Here is a 25,580-nt window from a genome sequence, read left to right on the forward strand (position 1 = left end):
ACCTATACCGTTGCAGCATCGCCACAATAATCCATCCAGCCTTAATAAAACGGGTCAGGCAATCATTGGCGCAATGATAAAACCAAAGGCAACGCCAGCAATGATCCCACCCAGTCCTGGCAGCATAAACGGATGGTTTAAGACATACTTGCCCACGCGCGTTGTCCCTGTGGTGTCGAACTCCATTGCCGCCAGAGAAGTCGGGTATGTTGGTAGAACAAACACCCCGGTTACCGCCACATAGGAGGCCAGAATTGCCCATGTAGGCACGCCAAGCGCAACGGCCAGAGGGATGATCAGCGGCGTGGTGGCGCCTTGCGAGTAGAGAAGCGCGCAGGTACCAAACAGCACCAGTGCCAACAGCATGGGATAAGCCCGTAGAATATCGCCTGCGATATCCTTAATCTCCGCTAAGTGGGCATCAATGAAGGTCGTTCCCAGTGTAACAATCCCGAGAATGACCGCCAGTGAACTCATACCTGATCGAAACGTGGATGTCAGGACAATAGCATCGGTTGAAGTTTTGCATAACACCACCATCAGGCAAGCGGCAGCCAACATACAGATAATGATGATATCCCGGGTATTCATTGGGTTGCCTGCATCGAATCCAGGGCGTAGCTGCGGGCAGGCGGCAAGAATAACGATGACGACCGTTGCCAGCATAAACAGGGCGACTGAGAGTTTGGCACCCGGCGTAGTGCTGTTTTGCCCTTCATATTTACGCACTAATCCTTTTTGCAGGCGTTCCAGATAGACTTCATCATCCTGTAGCTCGCATCCCTGACGTGAGGCGATAAAAGCGGCGACCATCGCGGCGACAAACGAAGCTGGCAGACATACCGCCATGACCTGAATAAAAGTGATACCGTTGCCTTCCATAATGGTCAGCATAGCCGCCATTGCGGCACTGATCGGCGAACCGGATATCGCCACCTGAGAGGCGACTACGGATCCGGCGAGCGTACGAGAAGGGCGGATACCGGACTCTTTGGCGACTTCGGCAATCACTGGCAGGGTAGAAAATACAATGAACCCTGTTCCGGCCATAATGGTCATCGACCAGGTGATAATCGGTGCAATAATATTGATATATTTAGGGTTACGCCGCATGAAATTACCGGCAACGCGAACCAGATAATCCATACCTCCTGCGGCCTGTAGCGCCGATGCTGCCACTACAACTGTCATAATAATGAGGATAACGTCAACGGGTGGCGAGCCAATTTGCAGATCAAATCCCAACGTTAAAATAGCCAGCCCCAGACCACCGCATAAACCGATACCTATTCCGCCGAGGCGGATACCAAAAAATATTGCACCCAACACGACGATAATTTCTAACCAAACCATAATGGCCTCCGCCAGAGAATAATTTGTTATTAAAATAAGTGGTTGTTTAATGCTTTATTAATCTGGTGACGGCTGTTATTGCGCCAGAAGATGATGTTTGCCAACTCGTTTTTCGTACCATTTAATACCGGCGCGAACTAATGATCCGGTTGAGTCAATATATTTATCTGGAGACTTTCTGACTGCGTCGGCAAGAATGACGGGGACTTCAGTACATCCCAGTACAATGATTTGCGCGCCGCGTGAGAAGAGCACTTCAGCCTGTTCATTCATCAGCGTTTGTGCCCGCTTAAGGTCGCCGGCTTTTAAGCAATAAATACTTTCCATGACCTTTTCCTGACCGGATGAATCAGGACTGATGCAGGTTAAACCAAGAGATTCTATGCCTTTTTGGTAGAGTCCCATGTAAAGGGTGGCGTTAGTAGCAAGTAAACCGATACGTGATTTTCCGCAGTTTTTGACCTCATTCATGGTTGTTTCAACGATACTGAGTAACTCTGTATGACAGCACTCTTTTAATTCATTAAACCAAAAGTGGGCGGTATTACAGGGGATCACAATACACTCCGCACCAGCATCTTCCAGTTTGTGCATATAATCACGCATTGCCGGAAGTGGGGAATGACCATGATGCATTAACGCATCAGTTCGGTCTGGAATATCAGGGATGGATGAAATAATTAATGGAATATGTTCCTGATCGCGTTGTGCTGCGGTAAAGGTGACGAATTTATTAAAAAGATCGACGGTTGCAGCAGGCCCCATACCACCAAGTACGCCAATTAAACCTTTCACGATATATACCTCTATTTACCGATTTTTAATATTCAGAGCTGGTTTCTATCTGGTGCTTATGTTTAACAGCAGAGTGTCGTGAGGAGAAATGCAATAATGTTTGATTCAATGCAAAAAACGCATGAGTGTGATGTCTTTTACCACTTCAGCAGGCCGGTAATCAGCCAGAGGCCCGACATTACGCGGTGGGTGAGCGGTCGTGGTCGATGGGTAAAGAAACATGTTAATGTCAAAAACGAAGGTATTATGCAAAAAACGAATCACCAGATGCTGATGTTGAATATCATATCCGGGAATATTCAGGCATGATGCTTAAGACTAATCGACATATTTAAACATCCGCGTGACAGGCATGAAAAATATCGAGACAAAATGGTTATATGATTTTCTGACGCTGGAAGCGTGTCGTCATTTTTCTCAGGCCGCAGAGGAGCGCAACCTATCCCAACCGGCATTTAGTCGGCGGATCAAGGCGCTAGAATCCGCTGTTGGGGTGCTGCTGTTTGACCGTACGACAAGTCCACTGCAGCTGACGGAGGAGGGTAAGTTATTCCATTCGCAGACCCGTAGCCTGCTACAACAGCTGGAATGCAATTTAGATGAGCTAAGTGGTCACAACCTGCTTGGCGTTCCCAATATCAAAATAGCGGCGGCACATTCTCTGTCGCTGACGATGTTGCCCAGATTAGTACATTCAATGTCGGCATGGGGCGAGGAGTTTGTTTACCACGTCGAAGCGATTGACGTAGTCCAGGCGGTGAATACGCTGCGCGAGGGGAAAAGTGATTTTATTATCTCCTTTCGCGATGAAGATTTAATGCAGTCACCTTTCTGCGGCTTGAAGGTTTTTGAGTCTGAGCTCTATCCCGTCTGTGCTGCGGATGCACAGGGTAAGGCGTTGTTTGATATCTATCAGCCGCAGGTGCCGATTCTGAACTATACCAGCACTTCCTACATGGGAAGATTGGTTAACCGTCACCTGGCGGAGGTGGGCAGTATTTCAGCGCGTACGCTGTTTATGTCTTCGATGAGTGAGCTATTGAAAAATATGGCATTGGATGGTCATGGTATCGCCTGGCTGCCAGCGTGGACGATCGTGAACGAACTACGGGATAAGCGCCTGGTTTGTCTGGACACGCCGGAGTTGATGGTGCCAATTCAGGCCTATATTTACCGAATGGATACCCGTTTGAATAAAACGGCTGAGCATTTCTGGCGGATTTTGTACAACCATATGCCAGAGGATCTGGTTACGCTCACTTGATACGCGCCAGCTTGTCTGGCGCGCGGGGATCGTTACGCCACTGCTTTTTCTGTTTGCTGGGCTTTCAGCCAGGCGATCTCTTCGGCCCATATATCCGGATTAATGGTTTCCAGTACCAGCGGAATACCGTCAAAACGATTATCCTGCATAATCCAACGGAAGGCATCATGGCCAATATTGCCTTCACCCAGGCTGTGATGACGGTCAACGCGACTGCCAAACGCGCTCTTGGCGTCGTTTAGGTGCATACCGCGTAGATACTTGAAACCGACAATACGTTCAAATTCCGCAAACGTCTTTTCGCACTCTTCTGCTGAACGCAAATCGTAACCCGCCGCGAAAGCGTGGCAGGTATCAATACAAACGCCAACACGGGACTTATCTTCGACGCCGTCGATAATGGCGGCCAGGTGCTCAAACTTGAATCCCAGATTACTACCTTGTCCGGCGGTATTTTCGATAACTGCCGTAACGCCTTGGGTCTGAGCGAGGACGATGTTGATGGATTCGGCAATGCGCGCCAGACATTCATCTTCCGGGATCTGCATCAAATGGCTGCCCGGGTGAAAGTTCAGCAGGGATAAGCCCAGCAGTTCACAGCGTTGCATTTCATCAAGAAACGCATCACGCGATTTTTCCAGCGCATCGCTGACCGGGTGACCGAGGTTAATCAGGTAACTGTCGTGAGGCAGGATTTGTGCGGAGGTGAAGTGGTACTTCTCGCAGGCAGATTTGAAATCATCAATGATTTCGGTGGTTAGCGGCGCAGCACGCCACTGGCGCTGATTCTTGGTGAACAGGGCGAATGCGGTCGCTTCGATTTCTGCGGCTCGAATAGCGGCGTTAGCCAGACCGCCAGCGGCGCTTACGTGCGCTCCGATGTATTTCATAAATTTAACCCGCCATACTCAAATACAAAAAGGGAGAGTATAGCGGGTTAATGGAGGTGAGTCGTGATCGTTTATGCCATCAGGGCGTGGACAGCGACGTTAATCGCACCACCACCGACAATCAGCCAGACAAACAGCAGCAGGGCCATCAGTAACGGTTTGGCACCGGCTTTTTTCAGTGCGCTAACGTGAGTGGTTAACCCCAGTGCAGCCATTGCCATTGCCAGCAAAATGGTATCCAGCGTTACCAGCATGTTCACAACCGACTGCGGCAGCAGGTGGAATGAGTTAAAAATCGCGACCACAATGAACAGGATGGCAAACCATGGAATAGTGATTTTGCTTTTCTCACCGCCCGTAGCCGGAGACAACTGTTTAACGCGTGCGGCCAGGAGGATGAGGAACGGTGCCAGCATCATGACACGCAGCATTTTGGCAATAACCGCGGCGTTTTCCGCATCCGGGTTAATGGCGTGCCCGGCAGCTACTACCTGTGCTACTTCATGCATGGTGGAACCAATGTAAATACCGTAGGTTTCTGGGCTAAACCAGTGTGCCAGCAGCGGATACATTGCCGGATACAGGAAGATAGCGATGGTACCGAAGATCACCACGGTGGCGACAGCGACGGTTACTTTACTGGCTTCCGCTTTCACTACCGGCTCGGTTGCCAGCACGGCGGCGGCCCCACAAATGCTGCTCCCCGCACCAATCAGCCAACTGGTGTGGCGGTCCAGACCAAACACTTTCTGCCCCAGGAAGCAGGCAATCAAAAAGGTACTGCTCAGCGTTAACACATCAATCACGATACCGCTGACGCCGACGTCAGCAATTTGCGCGAAGGTGAGGCGGAAGCCGTAGAGGATGATCCCCAAACGTAATAAATGTTGTTTAGCAAACAGCACGCCGCCGTCACAGCTTTTCCAGATGTGCGGATAGACGGTGTTGCCGAGGACCATCCCCAACAAGATTGCTAAGGTGAGGGCGCTGAACCCGGCACCTGCGACGGCGGGAATAGATCCACCCCATAAGGCGACCCCAGTGATAACTGCACTCAGGGCAAGCCCCGGAATAAAATGCCACGCTGTACGACGATGAGTCTGCAAGGTGAGTTCTGTCATATCCTTCTCCTTTATCTGGGTAAAAGAGTACGGCGAAGTGGTTTAAAAATAAAATTGATTATATATTTATAATTAATCTATATAAGTGGTATACCCGTCATACTTCAAGTTGCATGTGCGTTGGCTGCGCTCGTTCACCCCAGTCACGTACTTAAGTACGCTCCCGGGGATTAATGAGGGACATCCATGTCCCTCACCAGAGGCCAGCCTTTGGCTGGTCAAATTCGTTCCTGACGAATTTGTCTCTCTCTTGCCGCCTTCCTGCAACTCGAATTATTTAGGGTATAAGTAACGGATATCCGGTGGAAAACGACTATGCATATCACCTTGCGACAACTTGAAGTGTTTGCTGAGGTACTAAAAAGCGGTTCAACGACCCAGGCGTCTGTCATGCTGGCATTGTCGCAATCGGCGGTGAGTGCGGCACTTACCGATCTGGAAGGGCAACTCGGCGTGCAACTGTTTGACCGCGTCGGCAAACGGCTAGTGGTCAATGAGCACGGGCGTTTGCTCTACCCACGAGCGTTGGCGTTACTTGAGCAAACGACCGAAATCGAGCAGCTTTTTCGCGAAGATAATGGTGCCATTCGGGTCTATGCCAGTAGCACCATTGGTAACTATATCTTGCCTGCTATGATCGCCCGTTATCGGCAGGATTTTCCTGATTTGCCGCTCGAGCTGAGCGTGGGTAACAGTCAGGATGTGATCAATGCTGTGCTTGATTTTCGGGTAGACATTGGGCTGATCGAAGGGCCGTGTCACAGTACTGAAATTATCTCTGAACCGTGGCTGGAAGACGAGCTGGTGGTGTTTGCCGCACCGTCGTCACCGCTCACAAAGGGGCTTGTTACGCTGGAACAGCTGGCGGCTTCGCCGTGGATCCTGCGTGAGCGAGGATCCGGTACGCGTGAACTGGTGGATTACCTGCTGTTGTCTCATCTGCCGAGATTTCAGATGGCAATGGAGTTGGGTAACTCAGAGGCCATTAAGCATGCGGTACGTCATGGTCTCGGGATCAGCTGCTTGTCGCGTCGGGTCATTGCGGAGCAGCTGCAGGCGGGAACGCTGAGCGAAGTTCCCGTGCCGCTGCCGCGTTTAGTCCGCACTCTCTGGCGCGTGCATCACAGGCAAAAACACATCTCCAATGCCATTACGCGATTTTTGCATTACAGCGACCAGGTCGAGCTGGGCGAATAGGGCGCTTACAGTCGTAAGGTCATCTCTTTATAGAACGGCGGTTATATCTTAACCGCTGTGTGCCGCAAATTTTCTGCTTTACTTATAATCCGCGGCCAGTCATGAAGGTCTCTTATAACAGCGTATTTGTGCCGGAAGAATGCCATTTCGTCTGCTACAATCGCGCCTCATTTTTTGGATGGATAGCATTTTCACATGGTTTCCGAAACTAAAACCACAGAAGCGCCCACGCTACGTCGTGAACTGAAGGCGCGTCACCTGACGATGATTGCCATTGGAGGCTCCATCGGTACAGGTCTTTTCGTTGCATCTGGTGCAACTATTTCTGCAGCGGGTCCAGGCGGCGCGTTGTTCTCTTATATTCTGATCGGTCTGATGGTGTACTTCCTGATGACCAGCCTCGGTGAACTGGCTGCCTATATGCCGGTTTCCGGCTCGTTTTCCACCTACGGTCAGAACTACGTAGAAGAGGGCTTTGGCTTCGCGCTGGGCTGGAACTACTGGTACAACTGGGCGGTAACGATTGCCGTTGACCTGGTGGCCGCACAGCTGGTGATGAGCTGGTGGTTCCCGGACACGCCGGGCTGGATCTGGAGTGCGCTGTTCCTCGGCGTTATCTTCCTGCTGAACTACATTTCCGTTCGCGGATTTGGTGAAGCGGAATATTGGTTCTCACTGATCAAAGTTACCACCGTCATTATCTTCATCGTGGTTGGTGTGATGATGATTTTCGGTATCTTCAAAGGCGCTCAGCCGGTGGGCTGGAGCAACTGGACGACCGGTGATGCACCGTTTGCCGGTGGTTTTGCTGCGATGATTGGCGTGGCGATGATAGTCGGCTTCTCCTTCCAGGGGACAGAGCTTATCGGTATCGCGGCTGGCGAATCTGAAGATCCTGAAAAGAACATTCCACGTGCGGTACGTCAGGTATTCTGGCGAATCCTGCTGTTCTATGTGTTCGCGATTTTGATTATCAGCCTGATCATTCCGTACACCGATCCAAGCCTGCTGCGTAACGATGTAAAAGACATCAGCGTTAGCCCGTTCACGCTGGTATTCCAGCATGCGGGTCTGCTGTCTGCGGCAGCGGTGATGAACGCAGTTATCCTGACGGCGGTGCTGTCGGCAGGTAACTCCGGGATGTACGCCTCCACGCGTATGCTTTATACCCTGGCATGTGACGGTAAAGCACCGCGTATTTTCGGCAAACTGTCTCGTGGCGGCGTACCGCGTAACGCGCTGTATGCGACCACCGTGGTGGCGGGGCTGTGCTTCCTGACTTCAATGTTTGGCAACCAGACCGTGTATCTGTGGCTGCTGAATACTTCCGGGATGACGGGCTTTATCGCCTGGCTGGGGATTGCTATTAGCCACTATCGCTTCCGTCGCGGTTATGTGCTGCAGGGTCACGATGTGAAGGACCTGCCGTACCGTTCTGGCTTCTTCCCGCTGGGGCCGATCTTCGCCTTTGTGCTGTGCCTGATTATCACCCTGGGTCAGAACTACGAAGCGTTCCTGAAAGACAGCATTGACTGGGGCGGCGTGATGGCTACCTATATCGGTATCCCGCTGTTCCTGATTATCTGGTTTGGCTATAAGCTGACCAAAGGAACCCGTTTTGTTCGCTACAGCGAAATGAAATTCCCGGGTCGCGTGAAGAAGTAACAGTATAAAAAAGCATAACAAAAACCCCGGCATGATGAGTACCGGGGTTTTTTATTGCGTCAGACTTAGAAGCTGTAAGTCATGCCAACCGTGTAACGACGTCCATCAAGGACGGTGTCGTAGGTATCGTAATCGATTTGTTTATCCAGCACGTTATACACGCCAGCGGTCATCAACAGATCCTTGGTAGCATAGTAACGTAAACCAACGTCGACCTGAGTATAGGACGGGGTGCCCTGTGCCATAGAGGTTCGGCTCAGGTATTCAGACGTTTTCCCGCGCAGATTCAGACGGCTCCAGAAACCGAGATCCTGGGTGGCCTGCCAGTCCAGCGTCGTGTTAAACATATGCTTCGGCATTTTGTTCAACGGCTGGCCAGAGAACTGACCGCTTTTCTGCTCAGATTCCGTGTAGGTGTAGTTCGCGGTCCAGTTGACGTCGGAGGTTATTTTCCAGCCGAAGGTGGATTCTACGCCGCGCATATTGGCTTTATCGACGTTAACGCGATCGCTGACGAAGTCATAATGGGTGCCGCCGATGGTGCAGGCCGGATCGGAACTGCTGTTACAACGGCGAACTTCGGTGATTTTGTTTTTAAAGTCGGTATTGAACAACGTAACGCCTGCGTTGAGGTCGTTGCCGTTATCCCACAGTAAACCGATCTCTTCGCTGAGGCTTTTCTCCGGTTTCAGGTCCGGGTTGCCGACAATGATTCCGTTCAGACGGCCGCCGCCGGTGACCTGTCCCCAACTGGCAGAAGACTGGCGCAGATCCGGTGCGCGATAGCCCGCGGAAACGCCGCCTTTTAAGGTCCACTGATCGCTCAGATGCCATACGCCATAGCCGCGTGGCGTCCAGTTGTCACCGTAGTTTTCATCCTTATCCATACGCAGACCGCCGGTCAGCGTGAAGGTATCGGTTACGGCCCATTCATCTTCAGCAAACAGCGCCCAGCTCCAGCGGGTCAGTTTGTTAAGCCCATCAGCCGCTTGCAGCTGGTTACCGTTATCGCGCAGTTTTTCATAACGGTATTGCCCGCCTAGCGTCAGGGTGTGTGCCCCAAGGAAGACCTGGTTCTGGTTATTGAAAATCGTGTTGTAAGACTTCATCTGGCGACCGGGGTTATCGGTCTCTTCCTGCTGGACATAGCTGGTGGAGTTGAAGTCGTCGTAATAACCGCTGTGGGTTATTGAGTACGTGGTGTGCACATACTTGTTTTCGCTTTTACTGTTGGGCTTACAGCTTCCGTTACGGCAGTTTTCCTCTGCCATGGATTTGCCTGGCGTACTGTCGCGATCCTGCAATTCACGTGCGTAATCGAAATCGATGTCGTTTTTATCATCTGGCGTAAAGTTCAGGGTTAATCCCCCGCTACGCATACGCTGTTCATTGTAGCCATTTACGATTTCATCTTCCGCGCGGTGGGAGAATAATCCGGTCACCTTCGCGCCAAGTAATCCGTCAATCAGTGGTCCAGACGCATAGGCGTTGGTCTGGTAAATATCGCCGGAGTCTCTGTCTTCCTGGAAAGTGGCATCGCCGTGCAAAGAGCCGGTCCAGGCTTTAGTATTCGACACTTTTTTGGTGATGACGTTAATGACGCCGCCCATCGCATCGGAGCCGTAGAGGGATGACATCGGGCCGCGGATTACCTCGATACGCTCGATGGATTCCAGCGGCGGCAGCCAACCTTGCTCAATACCTGAGTTGTCGCTGTTAGGACGTGTACCGCGGGTGCTGATGCGTTTACCGTTGACCAGGAAGAGTGTGTATTGCGAAGCCATACCGCGAATACTGATATCGCTACTGCTCCCCCCGCCAGTGACGACGACGCCAGGGACATCTTTTAGCGCATCGGTGACATCTCGATAGGCTTTGTCCTCAATCTGCTGCTTGGTAATAACAGATATTGAAGCCGGGGCATCCTGAATTTTCTGCTCGAAACCGGTAGCGGTAACGACCACGGTGTCTTGTTCAGCGGCATGGCCGAGTGATGGGAGGCAGGCGACGCATACTGCGGCAGCTACAGCCTTAACGTGAGGTATAGTCATTTGTATCATTCCATTTAAATGAATCAAACTGCGCGTCATGTGAAAGGCCATGACAATTGTATGTATTTGTCTTTTAAGGACTCTTTTCAGTAAAGAAGCGGGGGGATTGTACAAAAGTATGAATATTTGTAAACACAAATGATAATAGAAATCATTTGTGTTTGATATGGTTTGGAGTGAAATGCTTTTTTAATCAATAAGATAGTGGGGGAAGAAAAAAGGAGAAAAAGTGAAGGAATGATGGAGAAATGAAGAGGGCTTCCGCCCTCAACTCAGGAATTACTTCAGCAAATACTGGGCGTGGAAGCGCAGATGATCCTCAATAAACGACGCAATAAAGTAATAGCTGTGGTCGTAACCAGGCTGGATGCGTAGCGTCATTGGCCATGCGGTCTGACGGGCAGTTTCGGCCAGTACCGCGGGCTGCAACTGATCGGCAAGAAACTGATCGCTATCTCCCTGATCGATTAACGTCGGGATCGCGTCTGCGGGTTTGCTGGCCAGCATTAACGCGCAGCTATCCCACTCTGCCCACTGTGTTTTATCTTCGCCCAGATAAGCGCTAAACGCCTTCTCACCCCACGGAACGCGACAAGGGTTTACGATCGGCGCAAAGGCGGAAACGCTGGTGTATCTCCCGGGATTTTTCAGCGCCATAATCAATGCGCCGTGGCCGCCCATGGAGTGTCCGCTGATGGCGCAGCGATCGCTGACGTTAAACTGCGACTGAATCAGTGCCGGAAGCTCATCACGCAAATAGTCATACATACGAAAATGCGTTGCCCACGGCTGCTGGGTGGCATTGAGGTAAAATCCGGCCCCTTGACCTAAATCGTAGCCATCATCGTTGGCAACCTGCTCGCCGCGCGGGCTGGTGTCCGGCATCACGAGAACAATACCCAGCTCAGCTGCAATGCGCTGCGCGCCTGCTTTGGTAGTGAAGTTTTCATCATTACAGGTCAGGCCCGACAGCCAGTACAGCACCGGAGGCGCGGCGTTATCACGAGGTGGTGGAAGAAAAATACTGAAGGTCATGGCGCAATTTAACGTGGCGGAGTCGTGACGCCAGCGTTGCTGCCAGCCTTCAAAACAGCGGTGCTCTTCAAGCATTTCCATGCGTGGCTCCTTGTTGTGTTGAACCTGAATGTGTTTGCGAACTCATCATAATACAGATTATTCATAGCACTGTGAGTAACTTTCACTTCCGCATTGAGCAAACATACTTCATCATCTATATAACTTTACATTAACACTCGACGTCACCGGGCTGAACGACAAGTGAAATCAGCAACGCTGAAAGGCTGTGCCAATTTCAATAATTATCACGGTGAATACTGGATTATGTGCGCCGCCTCACGCACAATGTTCTGGCTGTGACACAGCCTAAAAACTTTGCCCCATGCAGGGCAGAGGCGCCCCACCTGCAGGAGAAGAAGAAATGTCATCACTCAGTAAAGAAGCGGCACTGGTTCATGAAGCGCTGGTTGCGCGTGGTCTCGAAACCCCGCTGCGCCCGCCAGTGCAAGAGATGGATAACGAAACACGCAAACGTCTTATCTCTGGCCATATGACCGAGATTATGCAATTGCTCAATCTCGATTTGAGCGATGACAGTCTGATGGAAACTCCGCATCGCATTGCGAAAATGTATGTCGATGAGATTTTCTCCGGTCTCGATTACGCCAACTTCCCGAAAATCACCGTCATTGAAAACAAAATGAAGGTGGACGAGATGGTCACGGTTCGTGATATCACGCTGACCAGCACCTGCGAACACCACTTTGTCACTATCGATGGCAAAGCGACGGTGGCGTATATTCCGAAAGATTCGGTCATTGGTCTGTCGAAGATTAACCGCATTGTGCAGTTCTTTGCGCAGCGTCCGCAGGTACAGGAACGTCTGACCCAGCAAATTCTCACCGCGCTGCAAACGCTGCTCGGGACGAATAATGTGGCGGTATCGATTGATGCGGTGCATTACTGTGTGAAAGCGCGCGGCATTCGTGATGCGACCAGTGCGACCACCACCACTTCTCTTGGCGGATTGTTTAAGTCCAGCCAGAACACGCGTCAGGAATTTCTGCGCGCAGTACGTCATCACAACTGATTAGGACAGGAACCATGGAGCGTAATGTCACGCTGGATTTTATTCGTGGCGTTGCCATTCTTGGTATCCTGCTTCTCAATATTAGCGCCTTTGGCTTGCCGAAGGCGGCATATCTCAACCCCGCCTGGTATGGCGACATTACCTTATCTGACGCCTGGACCTGGGCGCTGCTCGATCTCTTCGCGCAGGTAAAATTCCTCACGCTGTTTGCTCTGCTGTTTGGTGCTGGTCTGCAAATGCTGCTCCCGCGTGGTAAACGCTGGATCCAGTCGCGGCTTACGTTGCTGGTGCTGTTGGGATTTATTCACGGTTTACTCTTCTGGGATGGCGATATCCTGCTGGCATATGGCTTGATCGGCCTGATTTGCTGGCGGCTGATCCGGGATGCGCCGTCGGTGAAAAGCTTGTTTAACACCGGCGTGGTGCTTTATTTGGCGGGCGTTGGTGTATTGCTGCTGTTGGGTGTGATCTCCGGGAGCGAAACCAGCCGGGCCTGGACGCCGGATGCTTCAGCGCTGCTGTATGAAAAATACTGGAAAGTGAACGGCGGAATGGAAGCAATCAGCAATCGCGTGGATATGATGTCCAATAGCTTGCTGGCGTTAGGCGCGCAATATGGCTGGCAACTGGCGGGGATGATGCTGCTCGGCGCGGCATTAATGCGTAGCGGCTGGCTAAAAGGGCAGTACAGTTTGCAGCATTATCGACGCACTGGCGTTCTGCTGGTTATTATCGGCATGGCGATTAACCTGCCTGCTATCATCGCTCAGTGGCATCTGGACTGGGCCTACCGCTGGTGTGCCTTCCTGTTACAAGCCCCGCGAGAGCTGGGGGCGCCTTTGCAAACCATTGGTTATGCTGCGCTGATGTTTGGTTTCTGGCCACAGCTTAGTCGCTTCAAATGGGTCATTGCTATCGCCTGTGTGGGGCGCATGGCATTAACCAACTATCTGTTACAAACCTTAATCTGCACCACGTTGTTTTATCAGGCCGGTTTATTTATGAAATTTGACCGGCTGGAGCTGCTGTTTTTCGTCATCCCTGTCTGGGCGATTAACTTACTTTTCTCTGTCATATGGCTGCGTTTCTACCGGCAGGGCCCGGTGGAATGGCTGTGGCGTCAATTAACCCTGCGTGCTGCGGGGACATCATTACCGCGAACATCCAGATAACGATCTGGATCACATTCATTAACAAAATGGATGTAAGCGCTTTCATTCCTGTGACATCACTCACGCAGTCCGTTTCATTGTGCTGACAAAATACCCAGCCTGGGGTGTCTGCGGGCAGCCGCAATCTAAAACAGGGCAGTGAATATGGTAACCATTCGTGATGTGGCACGGCAGTCTGGCGTTTCTGTAGCGACCGTTTCCCGCGTACTGAACAACAGTGCGCTGGTGAGTCCCGATACGCGTGAAGCGGTAATGAAGGCAGTCACTCAGCTTGGCTATCGACCTAATGCCAACGCACAAGCACTGGCGACGCAGGTAAGCGACACGATTGGTGTTGTCGTCATGGATGTATCAGATGCGTTTTTTGGCGCGCTGGTAAAAGCCGTGGATATGGTTGCCCAGCAGCATCAGAAGTATGTCCTGATTGGCAACAGCTACCATGAGGCGGAAAAAGAACGTCATGCCATTGAGGTGTTGATTCGCCAACGCTGTAACGCGCTGATTGTACACTCTAAAGCGCTGAGCGATCGGGAACTGGCCGAGTTTATGGATCAAATCCCCGGCATGGTACTGATCAACCGCCTTGTTCCGGGTTATGCTCACCGTTGCGTCTGCCTGGATAACATCAGCGGTGCCAAAATGGCTACCCGAATGCTGCTAAATAATGGTCATCAACGCATAGGTTATCTGGCATCAAGCCACCGCATTGAAGATGACGCCATGCGCAAAGAAGGGTGGTTAACTGCCCTGCAAGAGCAGGGGATTGTTGCGGCAGAAAGCTGGGTCGGCACCGGTTCGCCCGATATGCAGGGCGGAGAGTCCGCGATGGTGGAATTGCTGGGGCGTAACTTACAACTGACGGCGGTCTTCGCTTATAACGACAATATGGCAGCAGGCGCACTGACCGCGCTAAAAGATAACGGCATCGCTATTCCATTACACCTTTCTATCATTGGCTTCGATGATATTCCCATCGCACGTTACACCGATCCGCAGCTAACCACTGTGCGCTATCCCATTGCCTCAATGGCAAAAATGGCGACGGAGCTTGCGCTACAGGGGGCGGCTGGCACGTTGGATCCGCAGGCGTCGCATTGTTTTATGCCAACGCTGGTGCGTCGTCATTCAGTAGCGCTGCGGCAGAATGCGGCACCGATCACTAACTCATAACGTTGCGCGATGTAACCGCTTTCAATATGTGAGTAAATTCACAGTATATTAACAATGCGATAGCTATGATGACACTGTTTGTTGCGCTGTAACTACTATGTAACGGTGAATAATCACTTTCATCGAGGTATAGGTGCCTTAAACAAAAATTAAAGCCTGTTTTTGGAGCGTTGCCAGACACGGAAGAAATATTTTTTAAAAGTGAGCTTCGGCGTTCAGTAACACTTCAGTAACGTTCTGCCTGCCGAGCATTTATCTCAAGTACTACCCTGCATAATAAAACCGGAGATACCATGAATAAGAAGGTGTTGACCCTGTCTGCTGTAATGGCAAGCATGTTATTCGGCGCGGCTGCGCACGCTGCTGATACCCGCATTGGTGTGACTATCTATAAGTATGACGATAACTTTATGTCTGTAGTACGTAAGGCTATTGAAAAAGATGCCAAAGCGGCACCAGATGTACAGCTGCTGATGAACGACTCGCAGAACGACCAGTCCAAACAAAACGATCAGATCGACGTGCTGCTGGCAAAAGGCGTTAAAGCACTGGCGATTAACCTGGTTGACCCGGCAGCTGCTGGCACGGTCATTGAAAAAGCACGCGGACAGAACGTACCGATCGTATTCTTCAACAAAGAACCTTCTCGTAAAGCGCTGGACAGCTATGACAAAGCGTATTACGTCGGTACCGACTCTAAAGAGTCCGGCATTATTCAGGGTGATTTGATTGCCAAACACTGGGCAGCTAACCCGAACTGGGACCTGAACAAAGACGGCAAAATTCAGTTTGTTCTGCTGAAAGGCGAACCGGGACACCCGGATGCTGAAGCACGTACCACTTACGTGATTAAAGAGCTGAACGACAAAGGCATTAAAACTGAGCAGCTGCAGTTAGATACTGCAATGTGGGATACCGCTCAGGCGAAAGATAAGATGGATGCGTGGATGTCTGGTCCAAACGCGAACAAAATTGAAGTGGTTATCGCTAACAACGATGCGATGGCAATGGGTGCAGTTGAAGCGCTGAAAGCGCACAACAAAACCAGCGTACCAGTATTTGGTGTGGATGCGCTGCCTGAAGCGCTGGCTCTGGTGAAATCTGGCGCCATGGCCGGTACCGTCCTGAACGATGCCAACAACCAGGCGAAAGCCACCTTCGATCTGGCGAAAAACCTGGCTGACGGCAAAGGTGCGGCAGATGGCACTAACTGGAAAATTGAGAACAAGATTGTTCGCGTTCCGTACGTAGGTGTCGATAAAGATAATCTGGCAGAGTTCACCAACAAATAAATACTCCGTATGTGGGCGCAATTTCATTGCGCCCTTAATAACGCACTCTGCAAGGCCAACAAGGTATAATTATGGTCAGCACACATACTCAGTCGTCAGGCGAATACTTGTTGGAAATGACCGGCATCAACAAGTCCTTCCCCGGCGTTAAGGCGCTTGATAATGTCAATTTAAAAGTCCGCCCGCATTCTATTCACGCCCTAATGGGAGAGAATGGAGCGGGGAAATCAACATTATTGAAATGTCTTTTCGGCATCTATCAAAAAGATTCCGGCAGTATTTTATTTCAGGGTAAAGAAATCGATTTTCATTCTGCGAAAGAAGCGCTCGAAAATGGTATTTCGATGGTACACCAGGAATTAAACCTGGTATTACAACGTTCTGTGATGGACAACATGTGGCTGGGACGCTATCCCACCAAAGGCATGTTTGTCGATCAGGAAAAAATGTACCGCGATACCAAAGCGATATTTGATGAACTGGATATTGATATCGATCCGCGTGCGCGTGTCGGCACATTATCCGTTTCACAAATGCAGATGATTGAAATTGCGAAAGCATTCTCCTATGACGCCAAAATCGTCATCATGGATGAGCCAACTTCATCGTTAACCGAAAAAGAAGTTAACCATCTGTTCACCATCATCCGTAAGCTGAAAGAGCGTGGATGCGGTATTGTTTATATCTCTCACAAAATGGAAGAAATCTTCCAGCTGTGCGATGAAATTACTGTACTACGCGACGGTCAGTGGATTGCGACCCAGCCGCTGGAAGGGCTGGATATGGATAAGATCATCGCCATGATGGTTGGACGTTCACTGAACCAACGTTTTCCGGATAAAGAAAACAAACCTGGTGAAGTCATTCTGCAAGTGCGTAACCTGACCTCGCTGCGCCAGCCGTCGATTCGTGATATCTCGTTTGATTTGCACAAAGGGGAGATTCTTGGGATTGCCGGTCTGGTAGGCGCAAAACGCACGGATATCGTTGAAACGCTTTTTGGTATTCGTGAGAAGTCATCGGGTACGATTACGCTACACGGCAAAAAGATTAATAACCACAGTGCAAATGAAGCCATCAACCATGGTTTTGCACTGGTCACGGAAGAGCGCCGCTCAACCGGTATTTATGCGTATCTGGACATTGGTTTTAACTCGTTAATCTCCAATATCCAAAACTATAAAAACAAAGTTGGTCTGTTGGATAATTCCCGCATGAAGAGTGATACCCAGTGGGTAATTGACTCTATGAGGGTAAAAACGCCGGGTCATCGTACGCAAATCGGTTCACTTTCTGGCGGTAATCAGCAAAAAGTGGTTATTGGTCGTTGGTTATTAACCCAGCCAGAAATTCTGATGCTGGATGAACCGACGCGCGGAATCGATGTTGGTGCGAAATTTGAAATTTATCAGTTGATTGCCGAACTCGCGAAAAAGGATAAGGGGATTATTATTATTTCCTCTGAAATGCCGGAGCTGCTGGGTATTACCGATCGTATTCTGGTGATGAGCAATGGTCTCGTTGCTGGAATTGTTGACACTAAAACAACAACGCAAAACGAAATCCTCCGTCTTGCGTCTTTGCACCTTTAAGATTAGGGGCTCCTCATGAGTGCGTTAAATAAGAAAAGTTTTCTTACTTACCTGAAAGAAGGCGGAATTTACGTTGTTCTTTTGGTTTTGCTGGCGATTATTATTTTCCAGGATCCCACTTTCTTAAGCTTACTGAACCTGAGTAATATTCTCACGCAATCCTCGGTGCGTATTATTATCGCATTGGGTGTGGCTGGACTGATTGTTACCCAAGGGACCGACCTGTCGGCGGGGCGTCAGGTTGGCCTGGCGGCAGTGGTGGCGGCAACTCTGTTGCAGTCGATGGAGAATGCCAACAAGGTGTTCCCGGAAATGGCGACGATGCCGATCATTGTAGTGGTGCTGATTGTCTGCGTGATTGGCGCCATTATCGGTCTGGTGAACGGTATTATCATTGCTTATCTGAACGTAACGCCGTTTATTACCACACTGGGTACGATGATTATCGTTTACGGGATCAACTCCCTGTACTACGACTTCGTCGGTGCATCGCCAATTTCTGGCTTTGACAGTGGATTCTCAACCTTTGCGCAGGGCTTTATTGCACTGGGCAGTTTCCGACTCTCCTACATCACTTTCTATGCGCTGATTGCGGTGGCTTTTGTGTGGGTGCTGTGGAACAAGACCCGCTTCGGTAAAAACATTTTCGCCATCGGCGGAAATCCGGAAGCTGCGAAAGTGTCCGGTGTAAACGTTGCGCTGAACCTGCTGATTATCTATGCGTTGTCTGGCGTGTTCTATGCCTTCGGTGGTTTGCTGGAAGCAGGGCGTATCGGCTCTGCGACCAACAACCTCGGCTTTATGTATGAGCTGGATGCGATTGCGGCGTGCGTGGTTGGTGGCGTGTCGTTCAGCGGCGGGGTAGGTACCGTGTTTGGCGTAGTGACCGGTGTGATTATCTTCACCGTCATCAACTACGGTTTGACCTACATCGGCGTGAACCCTTACTGGCAGTATATTATCAAAGGCGGCATTATCATCTTCGCGGTCGCGCTGGACTCACTGAAGTACGCGCGTAAGAAGTAATCTGGGAAGAGAAAAATAAAACCGGTGCAGAGGCTTTCTGCATCGGTTTTTTATTTGATAAAGAGTAACCAGATACCAGTGAACAGTGCACCAATGGCCATACCGAAATAAACGATGATATAGCTCCAGTAAGTGCTGGGTTCTTTAGCGCGAGAAATGATCATTGGCGTCTGCGAACCTTTCACGGTTTTCTCGACGATACCGGAACGCAGTCCCTTCAGGCCTTCTCTGCACGTCCAGAGAACAATCATCAGTACGCCAATAACGATAAAGATCGTTTTTCCTTCCATGCTTATTTTCCTTGTTTCTTTTGTAATTCGAGCAATTGTTCAGGCGTGACCGCCGGATACCCCTGCGCATCGTCCGGTACCTGATGCATGGTAGGGATGGGCACCAGTGGGCCTAAAAAACGAGGCTCACGTTTGAAAATGTAGAGATCGGCGAGTGCGCCAAAACGGGCACCAAATTCACGTACCCGCACGGTGAGCATATCTTTTGGCGAAGGCACCGCATAGCACTGAGCCTGAATACCCATATGCAGCGCAATAAACAAGGCGCGCTCACAGTGGAATCGTTGAGTAATAATGATGAAATCGTTGGTATCGAATACTTTACGCGTACGCACGATGGAGTCGAGCGTGCGGAACCCGGCGTAATCAAGCACGATGTCAGCGGGATCAACGCCTGCGGCAATCAGATCCTTACGCATCGTCATGGGTTCGTTGTAGCTTTGCTGGGCATTGTCGCCGCTTAACAGCAGATAGTTTACCTTCCCGCTGTTATAGGCGTTCAATGCGCCCTGAATGCGGTAGCGGTAATACTGATTGATGACGCCGGTGCGGTAATACTTCGCCGTGCCCAGAACCACACCGACCTGGCGGTAGGGTAAATCCTGCAGTTCGTCGTAAATGTAGGGAGCAGTCTTCCAGCTCATCCAGCGATCGAGTCCAAGCACAGTCAAAAGCAGCAAGCCTAACAGGACTAACAGGCTGTAAAACACGCGCTTTAACATGCAGAAAACTCGTTATTTGGATGGAATTTCAATCAGGCTACTGTACCGGAAGACGTAGCGCAAGAAACAGCAGTCTGATTGAGGGGATTTTAGGCATTCTGCATAGTGCCGGATGGCGGTGTAAACACCTTATCCGGCCTACGAACTGGCGTTATTGAGTCGATTAACCCAGGAGAACGCGCTCAATATTATTGCAGCCCAGTGCTTTCAGCGTGGCGGAGGTCGCATCCCACTGAATCAACGGCGCGTCGGCTTTTTCAGCCAGCACGGCGCGTTGGATATCTGGATAATCATAACCGTTCAGATTCAACAGGTTTAACGCGCCCTGCAGCGGTGGCAGGGTCGGGTTAAAGGCGGCATTTTCAGCATAGCTGCCGCTAAAAATACGGCCATCTTTACACTCCAGCGCCACGCCGCTTGGGGATTTGCTGTACGGCATATGACATCTGTTGGCAGCAGTGATTGCCGCTTGGGTCAACGCATCGCCCTGCAGCGCGAAGCCGTGATCCTGATCGTCCATCAGCAGCGTTTTAATCTCCAGATCTTTCGGGCCGAAGGCATCTGGCAGGTAATCACGTAGCATGTGTGGCGCACGTCCCGGCAGATGAATACGTAAATCCAGTCCGCTGTTCAGTTCGTTCATAAACTGGCGACAGTGGCCGCACGGCGTGTAGTTGACGGTGATGGCGGCGAGCCCTTTTTCACCGCGCAGCCAGGCGTGGCTGATAGCGCTTTGCTCGGCATGAACAGTTTGCTGCATGGTCGCGCCCAGGAACTCCATGTTCCCACCGAAGTACCAGTTGCCGCTGATGCCGCGAGAAATTGCCCCAACGTTGAAGTTGGACAGCGGAGTACGTGCGCAGGCCGCAGCCAGCGGCAGCAGAGCGAATGCCAGCGCGTCTTCGTCCAGTCCCGATTCGCGTTTCAGCAAAGAGACCTGCTCAGCAGTCAGCATGGCGGGGAAATGTGCATCCGCCAGAACAGGGGCCAGGGCTGATTGCAAGTTATCCGCGAGTTGGGCAAAAGCAGTTTGAAAACGTGGATGCATGGCGATGCCTCATAACAATGTAATGGAATCGTAGTTTACGGGCCTGTTATGGCTTTATATGTGATCCAAATCTCATTGTGTGTGCAACTTATGAAACTTAAATGAAAAATGTGCAACGCATCGCAAATAAATAGCTAAAAAATGAAGATTAACCCACCACTGCCAGAATAATCGGGAACAGGAACGGGGCTACCAGCGAGGTAATAATGCCGCAGATGACCAGCGCCAGTGAGCTAAACGCACCTTCCTGATAGTCCAGTTCCGCACAGCGTGCGGTGCCCAGGGCGTGCGACGCGGTGCCCATTGCCAACCCACGTGCGGCCTTAGTGCGGATACGCATCGCATTAAGCAACGTATGACCAAACACTGCCCCCAGGATACCGACAAAGATGACGCATACGGCGCTGATCGCCGGAATGCCGCCAATACTGCCACCCACCGCCATAGCGATAGGCGTGGTGACCGATTTTGGCATAATAGACGCGGCAATTTGCGGTGATGCGCCCATCAACAAGGCGATTGTTGTACCTGTTACCATCGCCACAACGCTCCCGGCAAAACAGATAGCAATGATTGATTTCCAGCGGGCGCGAATCTGGTGCAACTGTTCGTATAACGGATAGGCCAGCGCGACCACGGCAGGTTGCAGCAAATCGTTCAGCACTTCGCTGCCTTTGAAATAGTGATCGTAGGGAATACCGGTCAGCAGCAGAATGGGAATGATCACCACCATGGCAACAAGCAGCGGATTCAGCAAAGGCATTTTAAAGCGAGCTGCCAGCTTACGTGCGCCAAAAAATACCGCCAGCGTAAGAGGTAATGACCACCAGATATACGACATCATTTTTTTGCTTTAGCCTCTTTTTGCCCAACGATTTTGCGCTCACCGTGCACAATGTGCGAGCTCCAGCTCACCACCAGGAAAACGACCAGCGTACTGATGGTACAAGACACCACCACCGGACCAAATTGCGCGCGCAGCAGGTCAAAGTACTGCATGATCCCCACGCCAATCGGGACAAACAACAGGGCCATATAGCGAATCAGCACGTAGCAGCCGGGGTTAACCCATTTTGCCGGTAACACCTGCAAAGCCAGTAAAACAAACAGAATCAGCATGCCGATAATGCTGCCCGGAATGGTGATAGGGAGTAGCGATGCAAGAAAAATACCTGCATAGAGGCAGGCATAAATCAGGACGAATGCGCGCAAATATTGCCAGATAACGTTCAGTGCTTTGCTCATAGTTGAAACCCTTGACGAGACTCATTCATCATACAATTAAACTTAAAAACGTGCTACCGATCACATCATGAATTCTAAGCATAGAGGAAATAGATATCTGGAACATCGGGCGATGGCCCTAACTCTCCGCGCTAAACTTGTGCCAGGTAGTACAGAAAACGGTTCAGGGCGGTAGTTGGCGTTTCGTTGTTGCGCCAGAATACGCCGACGCTGCCTTTTTGTTCAATCTTCGGCAGATTCAGGATAGCCAGTTGTCCCTGGGCGGCATACCGTTGTGCCAGCCGTAGAGAAAGAATAGAGATCATGTCGCTACTTTGCAGCAGGTTGGTACTGACGTTGATTGATGCCGATTCAATGATGTTTTCCGGCAACATTACGCCGTTATCAACCAGCGCGTTATCAATGCTTATCCGGATAGGGGTTCCTGTCGGCCAGACAATCCAGCGCCAGTTAGCCAGATCGTGCCAGGTGAGCAGGGGATATTTTGCCAAGGGATGATCGGGGCGGGCGACGAAACAGACCGGCTCGGTATACAGCACTTGATAATTGAGCGGCAACTGAAGCGCCCGACCGCCGACCCGACCGACGACGACATCCACCGAACCCGCGAGCAGATCGTGCAGCAGCGGGGTCATCACTTTCTCTTCAATATTTAGATGCAGGGTTGGCAGTTCTGTGAGCAAACCCAGTATTGCCTGTGAAACACAGTCGGTCGCTACCGGCGAGCAGCCAATCTTCAGACTCCCTACAAGGCCGCCTTGCTTAAAACGGGCGATTTCATACTGCGAACGCTCCATATCATTGATCAGGCGTTGGGCATGTTGCAGTAGCAACTTGCCGCCTTCGGAAGGACGCAAGCCTTTACTGTGACGTTCAAAGAGCGTGATGCCAATCTCATCTTCGAGCTGTGATAACCATTTCGACAACGCGGGCTGGGTGATATTCATCATCCGGGCGACGTGCGTCAGATTTCCCTGTTCGCCCAGCGCGATAAGCGTTTGCAGGTGTTGCAACTTCAGTTTCTGCGCCCAGTTTGCCATTTGCTATAACCTCCAGGTTATGCCTCTGCATGAAAAGCCATTGTACATTTCATCTCCAAACATACAAAGTCGCAACATACCTAAAACAAAACAGACATCTACTCTACCTGCACTGAGGCATTCACTATGACTCAACAACGTGATCTACAAGCACTGATCGATTCCGCCCCCGTCGGTAAGACCCAGTGGCGCGTTATCATCTGCTGTTTTCTGGTTGTCATGCTCGACGGATTTGATACCGCGGCGATTGGTTTTATCGCACCCGATATTCGCACTCACTGGCAACTGACTGCAGGCGATCTGGCACCGCTTTTTGGTGCAGGTCTGCTGGGGCTGACCGCTGGCGCGCTGCTCTGTGGCCCACTGTCCGACCGTTTTGGCCGCAAACGGGTGATAGAACTCTGCGTGGCGCTGTTCGGTGCACTGAGCCTGCTCTCGGCTTTTTCACCCGATCTGCAAACGCTGGTTATTTTGCGCTTTCTTACCGGCTTAGGGCTGGGCGGGGCAATGCCGAATACCATTACTATGACCTCGGAATACCTGCCCGCGCGTCGGCGTGGCGCACTGGTCACCATGATGTTCTGTGGCTTTACTCTGGGATCGGCAATGGGCGGTATCGTCAGCGCACAGCTGGTGCCGGTGATTGGTTGGCACGGCATTCTGGTGCTGGGAGGCGTTCTACCGCTAATGCTGTTTGTTGCTCTGCTGTTTGCGCTACCGGAATCCCCGCGCTGGCAGGTTCGTCGTCAACTGCCGCAAAACGTGATTGCCAGAACCGTCAGTGCCATCACCCGGGAACGTTATGACAATACCCATTTTTATCTCAACGAAGGTGCCGCGATAGCTAAAGGCAGCATTCGCCAGCTGTTCGTTGGGCGACAGCTGCCTATTACTCTGATGCTATGGGTAGTGTTCTTTATGAGCCTGCTGATTATTTATCTGCTCTCCAGCTGGATGCCAACGCTGCTTAACCATCGTGGAATTGATCTGCAGCATGCCTCCTGGGTAACTGCCGCCTTCCAGATTGGAGGAACGCTGGGGGCACTGGCGCTGGGCGTGCTGATGGACAAATACAATCCTTTCCGCGTGCTGGCCGTGAGTTATGCGCTGGGCGCAGTGTGCATCGTCATGATTGGCCTGAGCGAAAACGGTCTGTGGCTGATGGCACTGGCTATTTTTGGCACCGGCATCGGCATCAGCGGTTCTCAGGTTGGTCTTAATGCGTTAACCGCTACGCTTTATCCGACACAAAGCCGGGCGACGGGCGTCAGCTGGTCTAATGCAGTGGGGCGCTGCGGCGCGATTGTCGGCTCGCTTTCCGGCGGGGTGATGATGGCGATGAATTTCTCATTCGATAACCTGTTTTTCATTATTGCCGTCCCGGCGGCCATCAGCGCGGTAATGCTTACGCTGCTGACGGTTGTTATCCGCCAGTCGGCCTCTGTCTCAAATACTCTGCCACGCGCAGGTGTTGTGAATGAATAAGGAGAATCCCTATGTCTGAACTGAATCAGGACGTTAAGAACAGCCGTCAGCAGTTTTACCAGCATATTTCCGGGCAGAATCTGACCCCGCTGTGGGAGTCGCTGCACCGCCTGGTGCCGCCAACACCGAACGCACATTGCGCGTCTGCGTACTGGAACTATCAGGAGATCCGCCCGCTGCTGCTGGAAAGTGGCGATCTGATTGGCGCGAAAGAGGCGATTCGCCGCGTGCTGGTGCTGGAAAACCCAATGCTGCGTGGACAGTCTTCAATCACCCCAACGCTGTACGCGGGATTGCAGTTAATTATGCCGGGCGAGGTTGCGCCGAGTCATCGTCATAATCAGTCTGCACTGCGCTTTATTGTCGAAGGGAAAGGAGCATTTACCGCCGTGGACGGTGAGCGCACCCAAATGCATGAAGGCGATTTTATTCTGACGCCGCAGTGGCGCTGGCACGATCACGGCAACCCGGGCAGTGAACCGGTGGTGTGGCTGGACGGTCTGGACCTGCCGTTGGTGAACCTGCTGGGCTGTGGCTTTGCGGAAGACTACCCGGAAGATCAGCAGCCGGTCACGCGCAAGGAAGGGGATTACTTACCGCGCTACGCGGCCAATATGCTGCCGCTGCGTCATCAGAAAGGTAACTCATCGCCTATTTTTAACTATCGCTACGATCGCAGCCGTGAAGCACTGCATGACCTGACCCGCATGGGCGACGCCGATGAGTGGGACGGTTACAAGATGCGTTACGTTAACCCGGTAACCGGCGGTTATCCCATGCCTTCGATGGGAACCTTCCTGCAACTGTTGCCGCAGGGCTTTTCCTCACGGATGGCGCGTACCACCGACAGCACTATCTACCACGTGGTGGAAGGATGTGGGCAGGTCACCATTGGTAACGAGACCTTCAACTTTTCGCCAAAAGATATCTTTGTGGTGCCAACCTGGCACGGCGTGTCGTTCCAGACCCACGAAGATACCGTCTTATTCAGTTTTTCGGACAGACCGGTTCAGGAAGCACTGGGGTTGTTCCGCGAAGCACGCTATTAATTTGGG

23 protein-coding genes are annotated in these 25,580 nt (G+C 51.3%); 11 read left to right on the top strand and 12 right to left on the bottom strand.

The genetic code is table 11. From position 1 onward, the window contains the following. Nucleotides 1-54: 54 nt before the first annotated feature. Both OGY68_RS22225 and cuyB read right to left on the bottom strand, forming a co-directional pair. Complete coding sequence (locus OGY68_RS22225) at nucleotides 55-1,353, bottom strand: anaerobic C4-dicarboxylate transporter (protein ID WP_008785273.1); 1,299 nt, start codon at nucleotides 1,351-1,353, stop codon at nucleotides 55-57. 75 nt (nucleotides 1,354-1,428) lie between these two features. Next, a complete protein-coding gene (cuyB, locus tag OGY68_RS22230; protein WP_020996671.1) occupies nucleotides 1,429-2,148 on the bottom strand; it encodes a cysteate racemase in 720 nt (239 codons plus the stop codon). 352 nt (nucleotides 2,149-2,500) lie between these two features. Here cuyB and hypT point away from each other — a divergent pair, with 352 nt between their 5' ends. Continuing rightward, a complete protein-coding gene (gene hypT, locus OGY68_RS22235) occupies nucleotides 2,501-3,412 on the top strand; it encodes a hypochlorite stress DNA-binding transcriptional regulator HypT (RefSeq protein WP_020996669.1) in 912 nt (303 codons plus the stop codon). A gap of 32 nt (nucleotides 3,413-3,444) precedes the next feature. On the opposite strand, the gene nfo is transcribed toward hypT, so the two are convergent. Together nfo and OGY68_RS22245 are read right to left on the bottom strand one after the other, a co-directional pair. Next, on the bottom strand, nucleotides 3,445-4,302 hold the full coding sequence (gene nfo, locus OGY68_RS22240; RefSeq protein ID WP_057066529.1) for a deoxyribonuclease IV: 858 nt from the start codon (nucleotides 4,300-4,302) through the stop codon (nucleotides 3,445-3,447). A 71-nt stretch (nucleotides 4,303-4,373) separates the two neighbouring features. Next, nucleotides 4,374-5,423: a YeiH family protein gene (locus OGY68_RS22245; protein ID WP_008785269.1), complete on the bottom strand. Its 1,050-nt coding sequence runs from the start codon at nucleotides 5,421-5,423 to the stop codon at nucleotides 4,374-4,376. Nucleotides 5,424-5,738: 315 nt separating this feature from the next. Here OGY68_RS22245 and yieE point away from each other — a divergent pair, with 315 nt between their 5' ends. Then, a complete protein-coding gene (gene yieE, locus OGY68_RS22250; protein ID WP_057066531.1) occupies nucleotides 5,739-6,620 on the top strand; it encodes a DNA-binding transcriptional regulator YeiE in 882 nt (293 codons plus the stop codon). A gap of 195 nt (nucleotides 6,621-6,815) precedes the next feature. After that, nucleotides 6,816-8,285 (top strand): lysine-specific permease, encoded by a 1,470-nt coding sequence (lysP, locus tag OGY68_RS22255; protein WP_003834517.1) that lies wholly within the window; start codon nucleotides 6,816-6,818, stop codon nucleotides 8,283-8,285. Nucleotides 8,286-8,350: 65 nt separating this feature from the next. Here lysP and OGY68_RS22260 read toward each other — a convergent pair whose 3' ends face one another. Together OGY68_RS22260 and fghA are read right to left on the bottom strand one after the other, a co-directional pair. After that, complete coding sequence (locus OGY68_RS22260; RefSeq protein WP_003834514.1) at nucleotides 8,351-10,336, bottom strand: ligand-gated channel protein; 1,986 nt, start codon at nucleotides 10,334-10,336, stop codon at nucleotides 8,351-8,353. 279 nt (nucleotides 10,337-10,615) lie between these two features. Further along, complete coding sequence (gene fghA, locus OGY68_RS22265; protein WP_008785267.1) at nucleotides 10,616-11,452, bottom strand: S-formylglutathione hydrolase; 837 nt, start codon at nucleotides 11,450-11,452, stop codon at nucleotides 10,616-10,618. Nucleotides 11,453-11,774: 322 nt separating this feature from the next. Between fghA and folE the strand changes: the two genes are divergently transcribed. The 6 genes from folE (at nucleotide 11,775) to mglC (ending at nucleotide 18,695) form a co-directional block, all read left to right on the top strand. Next, complete coding sequence (folE, locus tag OGY68_RS22270; protein ID WP_003027410.1) at nucleotides 11,775-12,443, top strand: GTP cyclohydrolase I FolE; 669 nt, start codon at nucleotides 11,775-11,777, stop codon at nucleotides 12,441-12,443. Nucleotides 12,444-12,457: 14 nt separating this feature from the next. Next, nucleotides 12,458-13,615: a DUF418 domain-containing protein YeiB gene (gene yeiB, locus OGY68_RS22275; protein ID WP_048215912.1), complete on the top strand. Its 1,158-nt coding sequence runs from the start codon at nucleotides 12,458-12,460 to the stop codon at nucleotides 13,613-13,615. Between the two features lie 144 nt (nucleotides 13,616-13,759). After that, the gene (gene galS, locus OGY68_RS22280) at nucleotides 13,760-14,785 is read left to right on the top strand and encodes an HTH-type transcriptional regulator GalS (RefSeq protein ID WP_020996668.1); all 1,026 of its coding nucleotides are present in this window, start codon (nucleotides 13,760-13,762) and stop codon (nucleotides 14,783-14,785) included. Between the two features lie 293 nt (nucleotides 14,786-15,078). Beyond that, entirely contained in the window at nucleotides 15,079-16,077 is a 999-nt protein-coding gene (gene mglB / locus OGY68_RS22285; RefSeq protein ID WP_003027399.1) for a galactose/glucose ABC transporter substrate-binding protein MglB, read from the top strand. A gap of 71 nt (nucleotides 16,078-16,148) precedes the next feature. Beyond that, a complete protein-coding gene (gene mglA / locus OGY68_RS22290; RefSeq protein WP_003027396.1) occupies nucleotides 16,149-17,669 on the top strand; it encodes a galactose/methyl galactoside ABC transporter ATP-binding protein MglA in 1,521 nt (506 codons plus the stop codon). 15 nt (nucleotides 17,670-17,684) lie between these two features. Continuing rightward, nucleotides 17,685-18,695, top strand: coding sequence for a galactose/methyl galactoside ABC transporter permease MglC (mglC, locus tag OGY68_RS22295; protein ID WP_003027393.1), 1,011 nt, complete (start codon nucleotides 17,685-17,687; stop codon nucleotides 18,693-18,695). 50 nt (nucleotides 18,696-18,745) lie between these two features. Here mglC and OGY68_RS22300 read toward each other — a convergent pair whose 3' ends face one another. The 6 genes from OGY68_RS22300 to OGY68_RS22325 form a co-directional block, all read right to left on the bottom strand. Then, on the bottom strand, nucleotides 18,746-18,985 hold the full coding sequence (locus OGY68_RS22300; RefSeq protein ID WP_003834502.1) for a DUF2542 family protein: 240 nt from the start codon (nucleotides 18,983-18,985) through the stop codon (nucleotides 18,746-18,748). 2 nt (nucleotides 18,986-18,987) lie between these two features. Beyond that, the gene (gene sanA / locus OGY68_RS22305; RefSeq protein ID WP_003027383.1) at nucleotides 18,988-19,707 is read right to left on the bottom strand and encodes an outer membrane permeability protein SanA; all 720 of its coding nucleotides are present in this window, start codon (nucleotides 19,705-19,707) and stop codon (nucleotides 18,988-18,990) included. A 163-nt stretch (nucleotides 19,708-19,870) separates the two neighbouring features. Continuing rightward, the gene (gene cdd, locus OGY68_RS22310; protein WP_008785263.1) at nucleotides 19,871-20,755 is read right to left on the bottom strand and encodes a cytidine deaminase; all 885 of its coding nucleotides are present in this window, start codon (nucleotides 20,753-20,755) and stop codon (nucleotides 19,871-19,873) included. Between the two features lie 148 nt (nucleotides 20,756-20,903). Further along, nucleotides 20,904-21,599 carry a CidB/LrgB family autolysis modulator gene (locus OGY68_RS22315; RefSeq protein WP_003027380.1) on the bottom strand — a complete coding sequence of 232 codons (696 nt, stop codon included), beginning with the start codon at nucleotides 21,597-21,599 and terminating at the stop codon, nucleotides 20,904-20,906. Further along, complete coding sequence (locus OGY68_RS22320) at nucleotides 21,596-22,000, bottom strand: CidA/LrgA family protein (RefSeq protein WP_003834497.1); 405 nt, start codon at nucleotides 21,998-22,000, stop codon at nucleotides 21,596-21,598. Before OGY68_RS22320 ends, OGY68_RS22315 begins: the two co-directional genes overlap by 4 nt. 131 nt (nucleotides 22,001-22,131) lie before the next feature. Next, entirely contained in the window at nucleotides 22,132-23,040 is a 909-nt protein-coding gene (locus OGY68_RS22325; protein ID WP_008785262.1) for a LysR substrate-binding domain-containing protein, read from the bottom strand. A 126-nt stretch (nucleotides 23,041-23,166) separates the two neighbouring features. Here OGY68_RS22325 and mhbT point away from each other — a divergent pair, with 126 nt between their 5' ends. Together mhbT and gtdA are read left to right on the top strand one after the other, a co-directional pair. Next, nucleotides 23,167-24,525 (top strand): 3-hydroxybenzoate transporter MhbT, encoded by a 1,359-nt coding sequence (gene mhbT, locus OGY68_RS22330; protein ID WP_057066533.1) that lies wholly within the window; start codon nucleotides 23,167-23,169, stop codon nucleotides 24,523-24,525. Between the two features lie 11 nt (nucleotides 24,526-24,536). After that, a complete protein-coding gene (gtdA, locus tag OGY68_RS22335; protein WP_057066534.1) occupies nucleotides 24,537-25,574 on the top strand; it encodes a gentisate 1,2-dioxygenase in 1,038 nt (345 codons plus the stop codon). Nucleotides 25,575-25,580: the final 6 nt, after the last annotated feature.

The organism is Citrobacter sp. Cpo065, from assembly GCF_030332805.1.
Classification (GTDB): Bacteria; Pseudomonadota; Gammaproteobacteria; order Enterobacterales; family Enterobacteriaceae; genus Citrobacter; species Citrobacter portucalensis.

Excerpts from the sequence above, each read along its gene's own strand:
- yieE (WP_057066531.1), top strand. The coding sequence starts at position 5,739 with ATGCATATCACCTTGCGACAACTTGAAGTGTTTGCTGAGGTACTAAAA.
- hypT (WP_020996669.1), top strand. The coding sequence starts at position 2,501 with ATGAAAAATATCGAGACAAAATGGTTATATGATTTTCTGACGCTGGAA.
- nfo (WP_057066529.1), bottom strand. The coding sequence starts at position 4,302 with ATGAAATACATCGGAGCGCACGTAAGCGCCGCTGGCGGTCTGGCTAAC.
- fghA (WP_008785267.1), bottom strand. The coding sequence starts at position 11,452 with ATGGAAATGCTTGAAGAGCACCGCTGTTTTGAAGGCTGGCAGCAACGC.
- OGY68_RS22260 (WP_003834514.1), bottom strand. The coding sequence starts at position 10,336 with ATGACTATACCTCACGTTAAGGCTGTAGCTGCCGCAGTATGCGTCGCC.
- yeiB (WP_048215912.1), top strand. The coding sequence starts at position 12,458 with ATGGAGCGTAATGTCACGCTGGATTTTATTCGTGGCGTTGCCATTCTT.
- lysP (WP_003834517.1), top strand. The coding sequence starts at position 6,816 with ATGGTTTCCGAAACTAAAACCACAGAAGCGCCCACGCTACGTCGTGAA.
- mglB (WP_003027399.1), top strand. The coding sequence starts at position 15,079 with ATGAATAAGAAGGTGTTGACCCTGTCTGCTGTAATGGCAAGCATGTTA.
- gtdA (WP_057066534.1), top strand. The coding sequence starts at position 24,537 with ATGTCTGAACTGAATCAGGACGTTAAGAACAGCCGTCAGCAGTTTTAC.
- OGY68_RS22320 (WP_003834497.1), bottom strand. The coding sequence starts at position 22,000 with ATGAGCAAAGCACTGAACGTTATCTGGCAATATTTGCGCGCATTCGTC.
- mhbT (WP_057066533.1), top strand. The coding sequence starts at position 23,167 with ATGACTCAACAACGTGATCTACAAGCACTGATCGATTCCGCCCCCGTC.
- OGY68_RS22300 (WP_003834502.1), bottom strand. The coding sequence starts at position 18,985 with ATGGAAGGAAAAACGATCTTTATCGTTATTGGCGTACTGATGATTGTT.
- folE (WP_003027410.1), top strand. The coding sequence starts at position 11,775 with ATGTCATCACTCAGTAAAGAAGCGGCACTGGTTCATGAAGCGCTGGTT.
- mglC (WP_003027393.1), top strand. The coding sequence starts at position 17,685 with ATGAGTGCGTTAAATAAGAAAAGTTTTCTTACTTACCTGAAAGAAGGC.
- sanA (WP_003027383.1), bottom strand. The coding sequence starts at position 19,707 with ATGTTAAAGCGCGTGTTTTACAGCCTGTTAGTCCTGTTAGGCTTGCTG.
- OGY68_RS22315 (WP_003027380.1), bottom strand. The coding sequence starts at position 21,599 with ATGATGTCGTATATCTGGTGGTCATTACCTCTTACGCTGGCGGTATTT.
- OGY68_RS22245 (WP_008785269.1), bottom strand. The coding sequence starts at position 5,423 with ATGACAGAACTCACCTTGCAGACTCATCGTCGTACAGCGTGGCATTTT.
- OGY68_RS22325 (WP_008785262.1), bottom strand. The coding sequence starts at position 23,040 with ATGGCAAACTGGGCGCAGAAACTGAAGTTGCAACACCTGCAAACGCTT.
- mglA (WP_003027396.1), top strand. The coding sequence starts at position 16,149 with ATGGTCAGCACACATACTCAGTCGTCAGGCGAATACTTGTTGGAAATG.
- galS (WP_020996668.1), top strand. The coding sequence starts at position 13,760 with ATGGTAACCATTCGTGATGTGGCACGGCAGTCTGGCGTTTCTGTAGCG.
- OGY68_RS22225 (WP_008785273.1), bottom strand. The coding sequence starts at position 1,353 with ATGGTTTGGTTAGAAATTATCGTCGTGTTGGGTGCAATATTTTTTGGT.
- cdd (WP_008785263.1), bottom strand. The coding sequence starts at position 20,755 with ATGCATCCACGTTTTCAAACTGCTTTTGCCCAACTCGCGGATAACTTG.